This window comes from Kitasatospora sp. NPDC049285 (genome assembly GCF_040678815.1).
GTDB lineage: Bacteria > Actinomycetota > Actinomycetes > Streptomycetales > Streptomycetaceae > Kitasatospora.
In genome coordinates, this window is the sequence record NZ_JBFAQR010000043.1 from 16,498 (window position 1) to 33,892 (window position 17,395).

At 74.8% G+C, this 17,395-nt stretch carries 19 protein-coding genes; 10 read left to right on the forward strand and 9 right to left on the reverse strand.

From position 1 onward, the window contains the following. Positions 1–23 precede the first annotated feature (23 nt). Positions 24–197, forward strand: a complete 174-nt coding sequence (locus AB0K51_RS24190; protein WP_363458906.1) for a TetR/AcrR family transcriptional regulator C-terminal domain-containing protein — start codon at positions 24–26, stop codon at positions 195–197. On the opposite strand, the gene AB0K51_RS24195 is transcribed toward AB0K51_RS24190, so the two are convergent. The 5 genes from AB0K51_RS24195 to modA form a co-directional block, all read right to left on the reverse strand. Further along, complete coding sequence (locus AB0K51_RS24195; protein WP_363458907.1) at positions 128–472, reverse strand: hypothetical protein; 345 nt, start codon at positions 470–472, stop codon at positions 128–130. The two genes, AB0K51_RS24190 and AB0K51_RS24195, sit on opposite strands and share 70 nt — an antisense overlap. Before the next feature lie 194 nt (positions 473–666). Continuing rightward, positions 667–1,542: a glycosyltransferase family 2 protein gene (locus AB0K51_RS24200; protein WP_363458909.1), complete on the reverse strand. Its 876-nt coding sequence runs from the start codon at positions 1,540–1,542 to the stop codon at positions 667–669. A gap of 103 nt (positions 1,543–1,645) precedes the next feature. Beyond that, positions 1,646–2,707: an ABC transporter ATP-binding protein gene (locus AB0K51_RS24205; RefSeq protein WP_363458911.1), complete on the reverse strand. Its 1,062-nt coding sequence runs from the start codon at positions 2,705–2,707 to the stop codon at positions 1,646–1,648. After that, entirely contained in the window at positions 2,704–3,543 is an 840-nt protein-coding gene (locus AB0K51_RS24210; RefSeq protein ID WP_363458913.1) for an ABC transporter permease, read from the reverse strand. Before AB0K51_RS24210 ends, AB0K51_RS24205 begins: the two co-directional genes overlap by 4 nt. Continuing rightward, the gene (gene modA, locus AB0K51_RS24215) at positions 3,540–4,340 is read right to left on the reverse strand and encodes a molybdate ABC transporter substrate-binding protein (protein ID WP_363458915.1); all 801 of its coding nucleotides are present in this window, start codon (positions 4,338–4,340) and stop codon (positions 3,540–3,542) included. Before modA ends, AB0K51_RS24210 begins: the two co-directional genes overlap by 4 nt. Before the next feature lie 271 nt (positions 4,341–4,611). On the opposite strand from modA, the gene AB0K51_RS24220 reads away from it, so the two are divergent. Next, positions 4,612–5,973, forward strand: coding sequence for a cytochrome P450 (locus AB0K51_RS24220; protein WP_363458917.1), 1,362 nt, complete (start codon positions 4,612–4,614; stop codon positions 5,971–5,973). A gap of 61 nt (positions 5,974–6,034) precedes the next feature. Here AB0K51_RS24220 and AB0K51_RS24225 read toward each other — a convergent pair whose 3' ends face one another. Further along, on the reverse strand, positions 6,035–6,721 hold the full coding sequence (locus AB0K51_RS24225; RefSeq protein ID WP_363458918.1) for a hypothetical protein: 687 nt from the start codon (positions 6,719–6,721) through the stop codon (positions 6,035–6,037). A gap of 292 nt (positions 6,722–7,013) precedes the next feature. Between AB0K51_RS24225 and AB0K51_RS24230 the strand changes: the two genes are divergently transcribed. The 5 genes from AB0K51_RS24230 (at position 7,014) to AB0K51_RS24250 (ending at position 11,810) form a co-directional block, all read left to right on the forward strand. Beyond that, complete coding sequence (locus AB0K51_RS24230; protein WP_363458919.1) at positions 7,014–7,796, forward strand: MHYT domain-containing protein; 783 nt, start codon at positions 7,014–7,016, stop codon at positions 7,794–7,796. 110 nt (positions 7,797–7,906) lie between these two features. After that, positions 7,907–10,405, forward strand: a complete 2,499-nt coding sequence (locus AB0K51_RS24235; RefSeq protein ID WP_363458921.1) for a nitrate- and nitrite sensing domain-containing protein — start codon at positions 7,907–7,909, stop codon at positions 10,403–10,405. Then, complete coding sequence (locus AB0K51_RS24240; protein ID WP_363458923.1) at positions 10,402–10,812, forward strand: roadblock/LC7 domain-containing protein; 411 nt, start codon at positions 10,402–10,404, stop codon at positions 10,810–10,812. Before AB0K51_RS24235 ends, AB0K51_RS24240 begins: the two co-directional genes overlap by 4 nt. A 103-nt stretch (positions 10,813–10,915) precedes the next feature. Then, positions 10,916–11,242 carry a DUF742 domain-containing protein gene (locus AB0K51_RS24245; protein ID WP_363458976.1) on the forward strand — a complete coding sequence of 109 codons (327 nt, stop codon included), beginning with the start codon at positions 10,916–10,918 and terminating at the stop codon, positions 11,240–11,242. Beyond that, positions 11,223–11,810: an ATP/GTP-binding protein gene (locus AB0K51_RS24250; protein ID WP_363458924.1), complete on the forward strand. Its 588-nt coding sequence runs from the start codon at positions 11,223–11,225 to the stop codon at positions 11,808–11,810. Before AB0K51_RS24245 ends, AB0K51_RS24250 begins: the two co-directional genes overlap by 20 nt. 7 nt (positions 11,811–11,817) lie before the next feature. Here the strand turns inward: AB0K51_RS24250 and AB0K51_RS24255 are convergent, their stop codons facing one another. Both AB0K51_RS24255 and AB0K51_RS24260 read right to left on the reverse strand, forming a co-directional pair. After that, the gene (locus AB0K51_RS24255) at positions 11,818–12,006 is read right to left on the reverse strand and encodes a hypothetical protein (protein WP_363458925.1); all 189 of its coding nucleotides are present in this window, start codon (positions 12,004–12,006) and stop codon (positions 11,818–11,820) included. Between the two features lie 91 nt (positions 12,007–12,097). After that, a complete protein-coding gene (locus AB0K51_RS24260; RefSeq protein ID WP_363458926.1) occupies positions 12,098–12,718 on the reverse strand; it encodes a DUF2306 domain-containing protein in 621 nt (206 codons plus the stop codon). A gap of 179 nt (positions 12,719–12,897) precedes the next feature. On the opposite strand from AB0K51_RS24260, the gene AB0K51_RS24265 reads away from it, so the two are divergent. From AB0K51_RS24265 to AB0K51_RS24275, 3 genes are read left to right on the forward strand one after another with little or no spacing between them, the layout of a single operon-like run. After that, positions 12,898–14,082 (forward strand): histidine kinase, encoded by a 1,185-nt coding sequence (locus AB0K51_RS24265; RefSeq protein WP_363458927.1) that lies wholly within the window; start codon positions 12,898–12,900, stop codon positions 14,080–14,082. Continuing rightward, on the forward strand, positions 14,082–14,783 hold the full coding sequence (locus AB0K51_RS24270) for a response regulator transcription factor (RefSeq protein WP_363458929.1): 702 nt from the start codon (positions 14,082–14,084) through the stop codon (positions 14,781–14,783). Before AB0K51_RS24265 ends, AB0K51_RS24270 begins: the two co-directional genes overlap by 1 nt. Positions 14,784–14,831: 48 nt before the next feature. Further along, positions 14,832–15,797 carry a hypothetical protein gene (locus AB0K51_RS24275; RefSeq protein WP_363458931.1) on the forward strand — a complete coding sequence of 322 codons (966 nt, stop codon included), beginning with the start codon at positions 14,832–14,834 and terminating at the stop codon, positions 15,795–15,797. Positions 15,798–15,888: 91 nt separating this feature from the next. Here the strand turns inward: AB0K51_RS24275 and AB0K51_RS24280 are convergent, their stop codons facing one another. After that, positions 15,889–17,244, reverse strand: a complete 1,356-nt coding sequence (locus AB0K51_RS24280) for a cation:dicarboxylase symporter family transporter (RefSeq protein ID WP_363458933.1) — start codon at positions 17,242–17,244, stop codon at positions 15,889–15,891. Positions 17,245–17,395: the final 151 nt, after the last annotated feature.

The following is a 17,395-nucleotide window of genomic DNA, read 5'->3' on the forward strand; positions in this document are numbered from 1 at the left end:
GGGAGGAACAGGCCGTCCACCCGATGCCCGGCGAACAGGCCCCCGGCTACGACCCGGCCGCCCGCGCCGAACGCATCGGCCCGGCCCACCCGCTGGCCGCCGCCGCGAGCGCGGCCCTGTTCACCGACTACGACCGCCGCTTCGAACGCGGTCTCGCGATCATCGTCGCGGGCACGGCCGCACTGCGCCAGGCCTGACGGCCCGGGCACCGGGGGCGGTCAGGCCGGGTGCCCAGGTCGGCCAGCGCCAGCGGGGTCAACCGGGCCAGTGCGGTGCGGAGTTCGGAGCCGAGCAGGTAGCCGCGTTCGGCCAGGTCGGCGTCCAGAGCCTGCAGGCCGCGGGCATTGCGCGGGTCGGCGGTCGGGCGCAGTGCGCCGGGATCGACCGCGACGGCGGAGCGGCGGCGCAACAGGAAGGAACCGAGATCGAGGTCGACGGACACGTCGAAGGGAGCCGTGATGGCTCGGGGCATGCGGAAGGATCCCCCCACGGAGGACGAACAGGAGAATGCGACGGAGAGGGGGCGCGCTGCTGGTTGGCAGGGGGGAAGAGAAGGAAGCACGCCGCGGAGCCGCCCGCGACCGTCACCGTAGCCGAACCCCCGGTACGCGCCAACCGGTTATTCGCCGCCCCCGGACGGCCGTCAGCGGACGGGCGCAGGGCCGGTCAGATCACGGGTGGGCGGCCGAGGCGGGTGAGGTGCCAGGCGGTGCGCCAGCGCATGGGGCGGCGGGGCGGGCAGGGGGTGCGCAGGCCCTCGGCGAACCCGCCGAACCAGGCGGTCAGGCCGGGGAGGGAGCGGGTGCGCAGGAGGGTGAGCACGAGCCAGGTGGTGAGGTAGAGCGGGATGAGCGGCGCGGGCAGGCGGCGCTTGGCGAGCCAGACGCGGTTGCGGGCGGTGTAGCGGTGGTAGACCGCGTGGCGGGCGGGCGAGGTCTTGGGGTGCTGGAGGACCAGGGCCGGGTCGTAGTGGATGGTCCAGCCGGCGTCCACGGCGCGCCAGGCCAGGTCGGTCTCCTCGTGGCCGAAGCGGAACTCGCCCGCCCACAGGCCGGTCTGACGGAGCATCGGGACGGAGAACGCGTGCCCGCCGCCGAGGAAGGACGTCACCTGCCCGGCCCGCATCGGATCGCCCGCCCGCAGACGGGGTACGTGGCGGCGCTGGGTCTCGCCGTGCTCGTCCGCGATCCGGAACGCCAGGATGCCCAACTCGGCGTCGGCCGCGTAGCGTTCGGCCACGCGGCGGAAGACGTCGGCGGCGATCAGCAGCCCGTCGTCGTCCAACTCCACGACCACGTCGACGTCTCCCGCGTCCAGCAGCGCCTGCAGCCCGACGTTGCGCGCGCCCGGGCAGCCCGGGTTGTCGGCGAGCGGGAGCTTCTGCGCGGGGTGGTCGACGTCGGTCAGCGGGGTGGCGCTGCCGACCAGCACGACCCGCGCGGCCGGGACGTCCTGCCGGTCCACCGAGTCCAGCAGCGCGGCGAGTTCGCGGGGGCGGTTGCCCATGGTGACGATCACGACGCCGATCCGTGGTGCGCTCATACGGGACTCCGGTGGTACGGGGACGACTGGTGCGGGGCCGATGCTAGCGCCGCCAGGCCACCAGGCCATGGGGGCGTCGGCGGCCAGGGCGTCCGACGCCGGTTCAGGCCGGGTAGGCGTGGGTCTGGGTGGCCTTGACGGCGGCCCAGACCCGGGCTCCGGGGGTGAGGTCGAGGTCGGCGGCGGCGGTGGGGGTGAGGTCGGCGGCGAGGGGGAGGGGGCCGGCGAGGTCGACGCGGATGCGGTCGCCGTGCTGGTCGAGGCCGGCGACGGTGGTGAAGAAGAGGTTGCGGGCGCTGGTCTCGGGCCGGTGGCGGTGCAGGGTGACCGCGGCGGGCGGGAAGGCGACGAACGCGGGGCCGTGCAACTCGTCGTCGGTGGCCAGCACCTGGCCGTCGGGGAGGGTGACCTGGCGGCCGTCGGCGGTGCCCTGGTAGAGGTTCAGGCCGACCAGCCGGGCGATGTAGTCGGTGCGCGGCCGACGGGCCACCTCGGCGGGGCGCCCGGTCTGTACGACGTGGCCGTCCTCGATCACGACGAGGCGGTCGGCGAGCACCATGGCGTCCAGCGGGTCGTGCGTGACCAGCACCGCGACGGCCTCGAACTCGGCTAGGTGGCGGCGCAGTTCGGCGCGGACCTCGAGGCGGGTGCGGGCGTCCAGCGCGGCCAGCGGCTCGTCCAGCAGCAGCAGTCGGGGCCGGACGGCCAGGGCGCGGGCGAGCGCGACGCGCTGGGCCTGGCCGCCGGAGAGCCGGCCGGGGCGGGTGCCGGCGTGCTCGGCGAGGCCCATCTTTTCCAGCCAGGGGAGCGCCTCGGTGCGCGCGGCGGCGCGGCGAAGTCCCTGGCAGCGCAGGCCGAACGCCACGTTGTCGAGCGCCGACAGGTGCGGGAAGAGCAGGTAGTCCTGGAAGACCACGCCGATCGGCCGCCGCTCGGCGGGCACGAACAGGCCGGTGGACGGCGAGTCCAACGGGGCGCCGTCGAGCCGGAGATGGCCGTCGGTGAGCGGGAGCAGCCCGGCGAGGGCGCGCAGCGCGGTGGACTTGCCGGCGCCGTTCGGGCCGAGCAGGGCGAGCACCTCGCCCGGGTGCGCGGCGAGTCCGACGTCGAGGGTGAACGGGCCGCGGGTGACCCGCAGTCGGGCGTCCAGGGAGGGGGTGGTCACGGTGTGGACATCCAGCGGTCGCGCAGCCCGGCGAGGACGGCGATGGAGACGGTGAGCAGCACCAGGCTGAGGGCGATCGCGGCCTCGGGGTCGGACTCCATGGCGAGGTAGACCGCGAGCGGCATGGTCTGGGTCCGGCCCGGGAAGTTGCCCGCGAAGGTGATGGTGGCGCCGAACTCGCCGAGCGCGCGCGCCCAGGCGAGCACCGCGCCCGCACCGATGCCGGGGGCGACCAGCGGCAGGGTGACCCGGCGGAAGGCGGTCAGCCGGGAGGCGCCGAGGGTGGCGGCGGCCTCCTCGTAGCGCGGGTCGGCGGCGCGCAGCGCGCCCTCGACGCTGATCACCAGGAACGGCATGGCGACGAACGCCTCGGCGAGCACCACGCCCGCGGTGGTGAACGGCAGGGTCAGGCCGAACGCCGAGTCCAGCCAGCGTCCGACGATGCCGTTGCGGCCGAGCACCAGCAGCAGGGCGACGCCGCCGACCACCGGCGGCAGCACCAGCGGCAGGGTGACCAGCGCCCGCACCAGCCGGCGGCCGGGGAACTCGGTGCGGGCCAGCAGCCAGGCCAGCGGCACGCCGAGCAGCAGCGAGACGCCGGTGGCGGCGGTGGCGGAGAGCAGCGAGAGCTTCAGCGCCTGCCACACCTCGGCGCTGGTGAGCAGCTCCGGCAGGGCGCTCCACGGGGCCCGGACCAGCAGTCCGAGCAGCGGCAGCACCAGGAAGGCGAGCCCCGCGAGCGCGGGCAGCAGCAGCGCGACGGGGGTGCGGGAGGTCCCCCGGGGCCGCCGCCGGCCCCGGGGGTGTGGTGCGGTGGTGGTACGGGCGGTGCTCACGGCGCCTGGAAACCGGCCTGGGTGAGCACGTTGCGGGCGTCCGCGGAGTTGACGTAGCCGAGGAAGGCGGCGGCGCCGTCCGCGTTGGGGGCCTTGGCGAGCGTGGCGATCGGGTAGTCGTTGACCGCCTGCGCGGCCTCCGGGAAGTCGACGCCGTCGATCTTCGCGGCGTCCGCCTTCACGTCGGTCTGGTAGACCAGCGAGGCGTCCACCTCGCCGAGTTCGACCTTGGTGAGGGCGCCCTTGACGTCCTGCTCCAGGGTGACCGGGGTGAGGTTGACGCCGGCCGCCTTGAGCGCGGTCTGTGCGGCGGCGCCGCACGGCACCTCCTTGGCGCACAGCGCGGTCTTGACGCCGGCCAGGTCCTTCAGCCCGGTGATGTGCTTGGGGTTGCCCTTGGGGACGGCGATCTCCAGGGTGTTGCGGACGAACACCTTCGGGTCGCCGCCGGCGAGCTTGGCGTCGGTGACGGTCTTCATGGTGGCCGGGCTGGCCGCGGCGAAGACGTCGGCTGGCGCGCCGGAGACGATGCTCTGCGCGAGGGCCGAGCTGCCGCCGAAGTTGAAGGTCACCTTGGTGCCCGGGTAGGCCGCCTCGAAGCGCTTGCCCAGCTCGGTGAAGGACTCCTTCAGCGAGGCCGCCGCGAACACCGTCACCGTGCCGGTCACCTTGGGAGCGGACGGGGCGGACGAGCCCGCCGCGGAGGTGCCGGTGCCGCCGCTGCTGCTGCAGGCGGTCAGGCCGGCCGCGAGGACGAGGACGGCGGAGGCGGCGAGGAGGCTTCTGGCGCTGCGCATGGGCGGTTTCCCCTGGTCGAGACGGAGGCGGAGGCTGAGTCGAATCCGGTGGAGACGGTGTGATCATAGTGCCGCAGCTGCGGGGCCCAGGACTGCTGTCTCATCGCACAAGCGAGCTTAAGCGGAACTTAAGGGCCGCATGTGCAATAGCTCAAGCGTCCGTTCCGGCCACCGAGGCTACCCTCGCCACGAGCCGCCGCCCAGGTGATACTGACGAGTAGTCAGCGAACCCTTCGCGCACGGGGGTTCGACCGCTGGAGGAGGGGGTTCCATGACGACTGCCACCCGAGTGCCCGGCCCGCCCGGACTGCCGCTGATCGGCTCGCTGCTCGACCTGAAGCGCGACGCGCTGGCCACCTACCTCGCGGCCCGGCGCGACCACGGCGACGTGGTGCGGCTGTGGGCCGGCCCGCCCGGCCTGCGCGTCGAGGTCTACATGGTCTTCTCGCCCGAGGGCGCCCAGCAGGTGCTGGCCGCCGACTCGGCCAACTTCCGCAAGGACAACGTCTTCTACGGCGAGATCCGGCAGAGCTTCGGCAACGGCCTGCTCACCTCCCAGGACGAGGACTACCTGCGCCAGCGCCGCCTGGTGCAGCCGCTGTTCACCCGCCGCCGGGTCGACAACTACGCCGAGGCGATCGCGGTCGAGGCCGATTCGCTGGTCGAGCGCTGGGCCAAGCTCCCGGACGGGCAGGTGGAGGCCGCCGACGAGATGTCCCGCTTCGCGCTGCGCACGGTGGCCCGGATCCTGTTCGGCCAGGACGTCGAGCAGGCCGTGGAGACCGTGCACACCAGCTTCCCGGTGCTCGGCTCCTTCGTCCGGGGCCGCGGCATGTCCCCGGTCCGGCTGCCCCGCGAGTGGCCGCTCCCCGGCCACCGCGAGGCGCTGGAGGCCGAACGCCGGCTGTACGCGGTCTGCGACGAGATCATCGCGCGCCGCGCCGCCGACGGCGCCGCCGAGGGCGGCGAGGACCTGCTCAGCCTGCTGACCGAGGCCCGGGACGAGGACGGCACCCGGCTGGACGCCACCGAACTGCGCGAGCAGGTGCTGATCTTCCTGCTGGCCGGCCACGAGACCACCGCCACCTCGCTGACCTTCGCCCTGCACCTGCTCGGCAAGCACCCCGAACAGCAGCGGCTGGCCCGCGAGGAGGCCGACCGGGTCCTGGGCGGCGGCCGCCGTCCCACCGCCGAGGACTACCCGAAGCTCCCCTACCTGACCCAGGTGCTCAAGGAGGCGATGCGGCTCTTCCCGGCCGCCCCGTCGATCGGCCGCCGCGCCGTCAAGGCCACCGTGATCGGCGGCGTGGAGATCCCGGCCGGCGCGGACGTCCTGGTCTCCCCGTACGTGACGCAGCGTCACCCCGCGCACTGGGAGGACCCCGAGCGCTTCGACCCGGAGCGGTTCACCCCCGAGCGGGAGGCGCAGCGCCACCGCTACGCCTGGTTCCCGTTCGGCGGCGGCCCGCGGGCCTGCATCGGGCAGCACTTCTCGATGCTGGAGTCGGTGCTGGCGCTGGGCGTGCTGCTGCGGGAGTTCGAGGTCGAGGCGATCGACCAGGAGGTCCCGCTCGGGCAGGGCATCACCCTGGAGACACACGGCCCGGTCCGCCTGCGGCTGACCCGGCGCTAGGGCTTCGAACGCCCGCTGCCCGCGCCGGGGTTCCGGGGCGGGCAGCGGGTGGATGGGCGGGTCAGGAGCGCGTGACCGGGGCGAGGCAGAGGGTGTAGGTCGTGCGGCCGCCCTTGACCACGTAGCTGGCGTCGGTCTGCGGGTACGGCTTGCAGGCGGCGTCGTCGGCGTTCTCGGTGCGGCCGACGATCCGGTACTGGGCGTCCGAGCCGCCGCAGTCGACCACCTTGACGTCCGGCATCAGGACGCTGCCGCTGTTGCGGACGCAGTCGCCGACGTCCGCGTAGTCCGGGTCGCCCTGGGAGACCAGGACGATCGCGCCGACGATCAGGACCGGCGCGAGCAGGCCGGCGATCTCCGGCCGCAGGTACAGCGGCTTGCCCGGCTGCTTCGGCGTGCCGGCGGCACCCGGGAGCGGGGGCGCCAGGCGGCGGATCCGGCGCATCGCCACCAGGTTGGAGATCAGCGCGAACGGGTTGAACAGCAGTGAGCCGATGCTCCACCAGCCCTGCCACAGGCTGTCGGCGCTCATCTCCCGGACGGACGCCGTTCCGCAGTCGCGGCAGAACGGGCCGCGGAGCTTCAGGAACTTCATGATGACCAGGAAGCCGATGTGGCCCCGGACGGTCACGTCCACGGCGGGCGTCGAACCGCAGAAGCGGCAGGAGAGTTCGGGTGCCGGGTCGGAGGCCGGGCCGGCGACGATCGCGTCGGCGGCAGGCGGGGACGACGGCGAAGGTATGGACAAAGAGGATCCTCTGCGGAAGCGGTACGGCGGTGAGCAGGCGGATGCTATCGGCCGCCGCAGACCGTGCGACAGCGAATATTCCCTCGTCAGCGGGCTCCTGACGCCCCGTGGCGATCTCCGGCACACCACACGGACAGACCACTCCGGGCCATTTGAGCACAATCTCCCCATACTGCGGGGTGCTTTTCACATCTTCCGGTGACCATCTCTCAACTCTGGGTAGCGTCCAGCCCATCCGAGACCGAAAGAGCATGGGCAGGTGGCATATGTCACCCGCCGTCGGAGGCACCCGATGGGAACGATGAACCACTTCAGTTTCGGCTGGATCACACCGACGCTCTCCTACCTGATGGCCTGCGCCGGTGCCGCGCTCGGCCTGCGCTGCACCCTGCGCGCCCTCACCGCCACCGGCGCCGCGCGGCGCAACTGGCTGCTCACCGCGGCCGCCGCCATCGGCTCCGGGATCTGGACCATGCACTTCGTCGCCATGTTCGGCTTCACCGTCGACGGCACCGAACTGCGCTACGACGTCCCGCTGACCGTCCTCAGCCTGCTGGTCGCGATCGCCGTGGTCGGCCTCGGCGTCTTCGCCGTCGGGTACGGGCCGCACCGCGGGCGCGGCCTGCTGCTCGGCGGCCTGACCACCGGCGTCGGGGTCGCCGCGATGCACTACCTCGGGATGTCCGCCGTGCGGATCCACGGACACCTCGCGTACCGGCCCGGGACGGTCGCGCTGTCGGTGCTGATCGCGGTGGCCGCCGCGACCGCCGCACTGTGGGCCGCCGTCACCATCCGCAACGTGTTCGCGGCCGGCGCCGCCTCGGCGGTGATGGGCATCGCGGTCAGCTGCATGCACTACACCGGCATGGCCGCCGTGCAGGTCCACATGGTGCCCGCCCGCAGCGACCTCGGCGGCGCCACCCCGATGCAGTTCATCTTCCCGCTCGCGGTCGGCCTCGGCTCCTTCCTCTTCCTCACCTCCGCCTTCGTCGCGCTCTCCCCGACCGCGCAGGAGCGCGCCGCCTACCGCGAGGCCGGCGAGATCGCCGTCGAGGACCTCGGCCGCGCCGCCTGACGGACCGTCGCACGCCGGCCGACGGCACGTCACCGCGCAGCACCCCGGACCAGACCGCCTGACGAAACGTCACTGCACCCCGGAGCCCACCCCGAAAGGCCGCCCCCACGATGCGCCCAAGCCGAGGCACCTCCCGCAGCGGACCGCCCGCCCCCAGCACCTCCCGCGGCCCCGCCCGCTCCGGACCGGGCACCCCGCGCCGCGGCGCCCACGCCGGACCGCCCGCCCGGGAGACCGCCGTGCGGTCCGACGTCCCCGGCCCCCGCCTCGGGCTGCGCCCGCGCACCGTGCGCGCCAAGATCGTCGCGGTGCTGATGGTCCCGGTGATCTCGGTGATGGCACTGTGGTCGTTCGCCACCATCACCGCCGCCGGGGACGTCTGGGACCTGCTGCGGATCAAGGACGTCGACGCCACCGTCCGCACCCCCGTCGACCGCACCGTCGCCGCCCTGCAGGCCGAACGCACCGCCGCCGGACAGCTACTGGCCGGACCCGGCGCCACCAGGGAGGCCGAGCTGCGCAGCGCGGCCGGCGCCACCGACCGGGCCGCCGCGCCGCTCGTCCTCGCCGACGGCTACAACCGGGCCGACGCCGAGGGCCTCGGCGCCGAGGCCGCCGCCCGGCTCGACCAACTCGGCCGGGCCGTCGCCGGGTTGCCCGCCCTGCGGGAGCAGCTGTTCGCCCGGACCGCCGCCTGGGCCGACGCCTACGCGACCTACACCACCGCCGTCGACGACGCGCTCGCCGTCACCGGCTCGCTCGGCGGACTCCAGGACCACCGGGTCGCCGCCGACGCCCGGGTGCTCCTGGAGTTCGCCCGCTCCCGCGAACTGCTCGCCCGCGAGGACGCGTTGCTGCGCGCCGCCGTCGCCTCCGGCCGGCTCGCCGACGAGCAGCAGCGCGAGTTCACCGCCGCCGCCTACGCCCGCCGCCAGTTCGAGCAGACCGCCGCGCGCGACCTGCCGAGCGCGGACCGGGCCGCCCTCGCCACCGTCACCGGCGGCGCCGACTACCAGGAACTCCAGCGCTACGAGGACGCGGTGCGCACCGCCGCCGACGGCCGCGCCGCCCTCGCCGCCGTCCCCGCCGACCGGTGGAACCTGGCCGCCGACGCCGTCGCCCGCGCGCTGGCCGGCATCGAGCAGCAGGCCGGGGCAGCCGCCGCCGAACGCTCCGACCCGTACGCGCTCGGCCTGTTCAGCACCTCCGGCACCGCCGTGCTGCTCGGCCTGCTCGCGGTGATCGGCTCACTGCTGGTCTCGGTGCAGATCGGCCGCGGCCTGGTCACCGAACTGCAGGGCCTGCGGAACTCCGCGCTGGAGCTCGCCGGACGAAAACTCCCCGCCACCATGCGGCGGTTGAGGTCCGGCGAGGAGGTCGACGTGGAGCGCGAGGCACCGCTGCGCCCGCACGGCGCGGACGAGATCGGGCAGGTGCACCGCGCGCTCGACACCGTCCAGCGGGCCGCCGTCACCGCGGCGGTGGAACGCGCCGAGGTGCTCTCCGGCGTCTCCGGGGTGTTCGTCAACCTGGCCCGCCGCAGCCAGGTCTTGGTGCACCGTCAACTCACCCTGCTGGACGCGATGGAGCGGCGCACCGAGGACCCCGCCGAGCTCGACGACCTGTTCCGGCTCGACCACCTCACCACCCGGATGCGCCGCCACGCCGAGGGCCTGATCATCCTCTCCGGTGCCGCGCCCGGCCGGGCCTGGCGCAAGCCCGTCCCGCTCACCGACGTGGTGCGGGCCGCCGTCGCCGAGGTCGAGGAGTACCCCCGGGTCGAGGTCCACCGGATGCCCGACGCCGCCGTCACCGGCCCCGCCGTCGCCGACCTCACCCACCTGGTCGCCGAACTCGTCGAGAACGCCACCGGGTTCTCCCCGCCGCACACCAAGGTCCTGGTCCGCGGCGAACTCGTCGGCAACGGCTACGCGGTGGAGATCGAGGACCGCGGCCTCGGGATGGGCCCCGAAGCACTCGCCGACGCCAACCGGCGGATCGAGGCCAGCGAACAGGTCGACCTCTTCGACAGCGACCGCCTCGGCCTGTTCGTGGTCAGCCGGCTCGCCAAGCGCCACGGCGTCAAGGTCGCGCTGCGGCCCTCCGCGTACGGCGGCACCACCGCCGTCGTGCTGCTGCCGACCGAGATGCTCGACCTGCGGCCGAGCGAACCCGCCGTCCTGGAAGCCGAGTTGGCACCCGGGCCGGTGCCGCCCGCACCTGTTCCGCCCGCACCTGTTCCGCCAGCACCCGTGCCGCCCGCGCCGGTGCCGCCCACGTCCGTGCAGCCCAGGTCCGTGCCGCTCGCGCCGACGGCGGTGCCGTCGCAGCGCGTCGACGTGCCGACGCCGCCGGCTCCCGCGCAGGCGTTGCCGTCGATCGCGGTGCCCGCCGCCGGTGAGGACGAACTCCCGCGCCGGGTACGGCAGGCCAGCCTCGCCCCGCAACTGCGCGAGGCCCCCGAACCGCCCGCGCCCGGGCAGCGCCCCGCCGGGCCCGTCGACCGCGACCCCGAGCGGGCCCGCGACGCCATGGCCGCCTTCCAGCGCGGCTGGGCGCGCGGCAGCGCCCCCGCCCCGCACTCCGAGAACCGAGGAGACGCCCGATGATCGGCACCACCCACCCCACCGGCGAACTCAACTGGCTGCTCGACGAGTTGGTCGCCCGCACCGCCCAGGTCCGGTTCGCCGTGGTGCTCTCCGCCGACGGGCTGTCGATGGGCCACTCCACCGGCCTCAGCCGCGAGGACGGCGAGCACCTGGCCGCCGTCGCCTCCGGCTTCCACAGCCTCGCCAAGGGCGCCGGGCGGCACTTCGAGGCGGGCGAAGTACGACAGACCATGGTCGAGTTGGAGCACGGCTACCTGTTCGTCGCGGCCGCCGGACAGGGCACCTGCCTGGCCGTCTTCGCCACCTCCGACGCCGACCTCGGCCTCATCGCCTACGAGATGGCCCGCCTGGTCCGCCGGGTCGGCGAACACCTGCACGCCGCACCCCGCAGTCCCTACCAGGGGTGACCCCGTGGCCTACCCGCCCCGCCGCTACCTGCCCGGCTCCCCGTTCGGCTACCCGCCGCCACCCGACCGCCCGGTCCAGTGGTACGACGAGGACGCCGGGCCGATGGTCCGCCCGTACGCCGTCACCAAGGGCCGCACCCGCCCCGGCCAGGCCTTCGACCTGATCGCGCTGGTGGTCACCGACGTCGCCGACCCCGCCGCGCTGCCGATCGGCCCGGAACAGACCGCCATCCTCACCCTGTGCCGGGGCAACGCCCTCTCGGTCGCCGAACTCGCCGCCGAGACCGACCTGCCGGTCGGCGTGGTCCGCGTCCTGCTCGGCGACCTCCTCGACGCCGACCACATCCGGGTCAGCCGACCCGTCCCACCGGCCCTGCTCCCCGACGAGCACATCCTCCAGGAGGTCATCAATGGACTCCGCGCTCTCTGACGCGCTCGCGCTGAAGATCCTGGTCGCGGGCGGCTTCGGCGTCGGCAAGACCACGCTGGTCGGCGCGGTCAGCGAGATCAAGCCGCTGCGCACCGAGGAACAGCTCACCGCGGCCGGCCGGCACGTCGACGACCTCGGCGGGGTCGAGCGGAAGACGACCACCACGGTGGCGATGGACTTCGGCCGGATCACCATCCGCGAGGGCCTGGCCGTCTACCTCTTCGGCACCCCCGGGCAGGACCGCTTCTGGTTCCTCTGGGACGAACTCGCCCAGGGCGCCCTCGGCGCGGTCGTCCTCGCCGACACCCGCCGCCTCACCGACTGCTTCCCCGCCGTCGACTTCTTCGAGCACCGCCGCATCCCCTTCGTGGTCGCCGTCAACCACTTCGCCGGCACCCGCGACTTCCGACCCGTCGAGGTCTCCCGCGCCCTCGACCTGGACTCCGAGACCCCGGTGGTGGTCTGCGACGCCCGCGAGCGGGCCTCCGGCAAGCAGGTGCTCATCCGCCTGGTCGAGCACGCCGGGAAGGTGCACTCGGCGCGGCTGCTGGCCCAGGCCAGAAGCTGACGGGGCGTCAGCTGACGCACTCCACGTGCGGCGGCTCGGACTGGTCGGCCTGGTGCCGGGCGATCGCCCGGAGCCAGGAGGTGAGACGGGAGGCGACCGGCCAGGAGTTCAGCGGCTGCGCGTGGACGGCGTCGGCGAGGGCGGCCCGAATGCCGTCGCTGACGGTGAAGGCGCCGTGGCCGAGGACGTGACTCACGGAGCCTCCCTCGACCCGCACGGTCCGGACCCACATGCCGCTGATGTCGCTGAGGTAGCGGGCCGCGTCGTGGGCACGGGCGGACGGGGCCTCACGTGCGCGGGCGCAACAGGCGTTCCGCCACGGCCAGGTTGAGCAGCCAGGCGGCCCAGGCACCGCTGACGTACGCCTGCTCGAAGGGGACGCCCGCCGCGCCGAGCAGCATCAGCCAGAGGCGGAAGGTGACGCCGGTGAAGATCAGGGCGTAGCAGCGCACCATCCAGACCCGGTGGCGGGCGATCCGGCCGCGCCGGGCGGCGGTCACGCCGAGGGTGACGGTGGTGAGCACGCCGACGGCGAGGGCGGCGAAGCCCAGTGGGGCGGCGGGGCGGAACAGGCCGTACGGGGTGAGCAGGAGGCCGCCGACACCGGTGGCGGCGGCGAACAGGGCGAAGAGCCGGCCGAGGACGCGGTGGACGGCGGGGCGGCGGGCGCGCAGCCGGGGCAGGAACTGGCAGGGGCCGAGCAGCAGCGCGCCGGTGCCGCCGCCGATGTGGAACAGCAGCGGGACCTCGTGCGCGAGGTAGGTGTCGCGCTGCTCCGGGAGGAAGGAGTCCGGGTCGAGCGCGAAGTAGCGGGCGGACAGCAGGGCGATCGCCGCGGCGAGCAGGAAGACGACGCCGAGACCGACGCGGTGGCGGGGCAACAGCCGTGGGGCGGTGGGGATTTCCATGCCGCCGACGCTAGGGACGGCGCGCCGCCGGCGGCGTCCCCGCAGCGGGGTCGGCCGGCGTACCCCCGCTGGGGTAGCGACCCGGAGCGCACCCGGAGAAACCCCCGAGAACCGGCGCCGCGGGCACGGGCGCTGGCTAGCCTCGCAGCGGCAGACCCCGAAGACCCGAGGACGGGCCCATGCACCCCACCCCCGCCGCTCCCGGCCCGGCCGTCCGGCTCGGCCCCGCCGGGCGGGAGCGGCTCGCCGACACCGTCCCCGCCGTCGCCCTGCTCGCCGCCATGCTGGTCGAACGGTTCGGCGCCGCCGAGCGGATCGGCGCCCGGATGCCCGCGGCGCTCGCCCTCACCGCCGTGCTGACCGCGGCCGTCGCGCTGCGCCGCCGCGCCCCGCTGGCCGCGTACCTGGTGGGCACCGCCGCGCTCGCCGCCGAGTCGCTGGCGGTGCTGCCCAGCCCGGTGTCGCCGTACGCCAACCTGCTCGGCGCGTACGCGCTGGGCCGGTACGCCGGGCGGGGGCGGGCGCTGTTCGGGCCGCCGATCGTGGTGGCCGGGATGGCCGGGTACTTCACCGGCGCGCAGGAGGCCGCCCCGGTGCTCCCGATCGGGGTGCTGACGGTGTGGCTGGCCGCCTGGGCGTTCGGCTACGCCACCGCCCACCGGCTCGCCGCGCAGGCCGCCGAGCGCAGCCGGGCCCGTCGGCTGCTGCTCGCCGAGGAGCGGACCAGGATCGCCCGCGAGGTGCACGACCTGCTCGGCCACTCGCTCACCCTGATGCTGGTGCAGGCCGGCGCCGCCCGCCGTGTGCTCGACCGGACGCCCGAACGCGGCCGCGAGCTGCTCGGCGAACTGGAGCGCACCGGACAGGACGCGCTCGGCGAACTCGACCGGGTCCTCGGCCTGTTGCGCGGCAGCGACGGCGGCGGCGACAGCGGCACCGCATCCGGCACCGCGTCCGGCGACGACACGGCCGCCGAGCCGGGACTGGCCGAACTGCCGCGGCTGGCCGGGCGAATGGCGCAGGCCGGACTGGAGGTGACGGTCCGGCACACCGCCGAGCTGCCCGCCGACCTCGACCGCTGCGCCTACCGGATCGTCCAGGAGGCGCTCACCAACACTCTGCGCCACTCCGGCGCCGCGCGGGCCGCGGTGTCGATCGGCCGGGCGGGCGCCGCCGCGGTGGTGGAGGTCCGCGACGACGGCGCCGGACCGCCGGACGGCTACCGCCCCGGACGCGGCCTGCGCGGCATCGCGGAACGCGCGGCCAGGTTCGGCGGGGCCGTCGACCACGGCGCCGGCGGACACCTGCCCGGTGAGCACGGCGGCTTCCGACTGCGCGTCACCTTCCCGCTCGGGAAGGGCTGATGAGCCCGGCCGGCGCGGGCCGGCCCGTGCGAGTGCTGCTCGCGGACGACGACCCCCTGCTGCGCGCCGGACTCGCCGTGGTGCTGGAGAGCGCGGAGGGCATCGAGATGGTCGGGCAGGCCGCCGACGGCCTGGAGGCGGTGGGGCTGGCCCGGCGGCTGCTGCCCGACGTGGTGCTGATGGACGTCCGGATGCCCGGCTGCGACGGCGTCACCGCGACCGCCCGGCTGGCCGGACTCGGGCCGCGGGTCCTGGTGCTGACGACCTTTCACCACGACGCGTACGTCTGGGGCGCGCTGCGTGCCGGGGCCGCCGGGTACCTGCTGAAGCGGGCCTCGCCGGAGCGGCTGATCGACGCGGTGCGGGCGGTCGCGGCGGGCGAGGCGGCGCTGGACCCGGCGGTCACCCGCGACCTGCTCGGCCACCTGCTCGAGCGCCCCGACCCCGTACCCCCGCCCGCCGAGGGCCCGCTGGCGGCGCTCACCGCCCGTGAGCGCGAGGTGCTGCGGCTGGCCGCCGAGGGCCACCCCAACGCGGAGATCGCCGCGCTGCTGCACCTCGCCGAGTCGACCGTGAAGACCCACGTGAAGCGGATCCTCGGCAAGCTCGGCGCCCGCGACCGCTCGCAGGCGGTCGCCGCCGCGTACCGGCTCGGCCTGATGGACCGGCGGCCGCCCGCCGCCGGGCGCGACGCTCCGTGACCGACGGGATGTCAGGGCGGCGACCGCGGGCGGTCGTACATTGAAAAGATGATCGTCGAGAACGGTTCGCAGCCGGCGCGGCCGCCGGGGTACGGGTGGGGGCCGTCGGGCCGCCGGCTGGCCGCGGAGGGCCGGTGGCCGGAACTGCTGGCGCGGTTCCGGACGGCCCGCGCGCTCGGCGACCCGCTGGCCGGACCGCTCGGTCACCTGGTCGCGTACGGCGCGCCCGCACTCGTCGGGGTCGGACTGTTCGAGTACGACGGCGGGCCGGGCGCGCCGGCCACCGCCGGGGACCACGACGCCGGTCCGCTGTGGGAGGTGCTGGCCACCCGGCACCCCTGGTGGCGGCTGGACGGGCTGCTCACCGCGCCGCCGATCCGGCGGCTGGTCCGGCACACCCGGGTGCTGCTCGGCGAGGAACTGCCCGCCGGCACCGACGAGGTGGGGGTGCCCTACGGCCTGCGCCCCTGGGAGGAGGGCGGCTGGGAGCCGGAGACCCGGGTCCGCGAGTACCTGCCGGCCGGCGGCGCCCGCCGCGCCCTGCACGCCGTCCCGCCCACCCGCGAAGGCCTGACCGTCATCGAACTCCCTTATCCAGGGCAGCGGTTGATCGGCCAGACGGCGACCAGGCTGCTGGCCGGGCTGGCCGGCTGGACCGCCGCCGTGTGCGTCCGCGGCCGGGCCGCCGACGCCGCCGCGCAATTCGTCCCGGCCGGGCGGGTGACCGGCGGCGAGCTTCCGTTCGCCGCCGCCTACCCCGCGCTGGTCCACCTCGCGTCCGCCCGCCCCGACCGCGGGGCCGCGCAGGGCCGGCTCGCCGTCTGGCAGGTGCTCGCCGCGATGACCGGCGAACGCCACCCCGCCCGGACCGAGGTCGAAGCCCTGGTGGCCCGGCTGCGCTGCCTGGCCTGGACCGACCCCGCCGACGAACTCTGGCCGGTCCACCTCGCCGTCGAGGACCCCGCCACCGGCCTGGCCTGGGCGCTCTCCGGCAGCACCGCCGACCCGTGCTGAGCGGCCGTCGACGAGCGGGGAGCGGGCGCAGACGCGCGACCCCCGTCCTCGCAGGGGGGTGAGGACGGGGGAGCCGGGGGGCGAGGGCGCGTCAGGCCGTGTGCTCGACCGCGGGGGCGGCGGGCTGGGCCGGGACGTGGGGCACGTCGTGGCCGACCTCGGCGGCCTCGTCGAACGGGAGCTCGCCGGCGAGGACCGCGGCCATCCGGGTGCGGTCCAGCTCGCCGGTCCAGTGCCCGATCAGGACGGTGGCGGCGGCGTTGCCCGCGAAGTTGGTGAGCGCGCGGGCCTCGGACATGAAGCGGTCGATGCCGACGATCAGGCCGACGCCGTCCACCAGGGCCGGCTTGTGCGACTGCAGGCCGCCGGCCAGGGTCGCCAGGCCCGCGCCGGTGACACCGGCCGCGCCCTTGGAGGCGATCACCATGAAGAGCAGCAGGGAGAGCTGCTCGCCGATCGACATCGGCTTGTCCATCGCCTCGGAGATGAAGATCGACGCCATGGTGAGGTAGATCGCGGTGCCGTCCAGGTTGAAGCTGTACCCGGTCGGGACGGTGATGCCTACCACCGGGCGGCTGACGCCGAGGTGCTCCATCTTGGCGATCAGACGGGGCAGCGCGCTCTCCGAGGAGGAGGTGGACAGGATCAGCAGGAACTCGCGGCCCAGGTAGCGCAGCAGGGTGAAGACGTTGACCCCGGCGGCCAGCCGCAGCAGCAGGCCGAGCACCACGACCACGAACAGCACGCAGGTCACGTAGAAGCCGACCATGATCACCGCGAGGCTCTTCAGCGCGGCGGTGCCGGTCGCGCCGACCACCGCGGCCATCGCGCCGAAGGCGCCGATCGGGGCCACCCACATGATCATCGACATCACCTTGAACACCAGCTTCTGCAGGTGCTCCACCCCGCGCAGCACCGGGGCGCCGACCGCGCCCATGCCCTGCAGCGCGAAGCCGACCAGCAGCGCCACCAGCAGGGTCTGCAGCACCTGCCCCTGGGTCAGCGCCGAGACCAGGGTGGTCGGGATGACGCCGAGCAGGAAGTCCGCGGTGGAGGCGGCTCCGCCCGCCGCGGCCTGCGCGTGGCCGGACTTGGCCAGCGCGGCGGTCAGGTGCAGGCCGCTGCCCGGCTCCAGCAGGTTGCCGACCAGCAGGCCGATGCCGAGCGCCACGGTCGAGGTGGCCAGGAAGTAGCCGAGGGCCAGGCCGCCGACCCGGCCGACCTTCGCGGCCTTGGTGACCGACCCCACGCCCAGCACGATGGTGCAGAAGATCACCGGGCTGATCATCATCTTGATCAGGTTGACGAAGCCGGTGCCCACCGGCTTCAGCTCCACCGCGAACTTCGGCGCGGCCAACCCGACCACGATGCCCGCGACCACCGCGGCGATCACCGCCAGGTACAGGTAGTGGGTGCGATCGGCCCTTCTCGACCCGGTCGACGTCATGGTGCGGCTCCTTCGCCGTGCAAGTCCTCGCGCCCTCGGGGGGAAGGGCGCCCGGCCCTGGGTGGTGGGCCGGGCACGACTATCCGAGCCCGAGTGAGCCAGGTCACGTTTGCGTACATAGAGTTCACGCACGCCGTGCCACGCCGGGTTC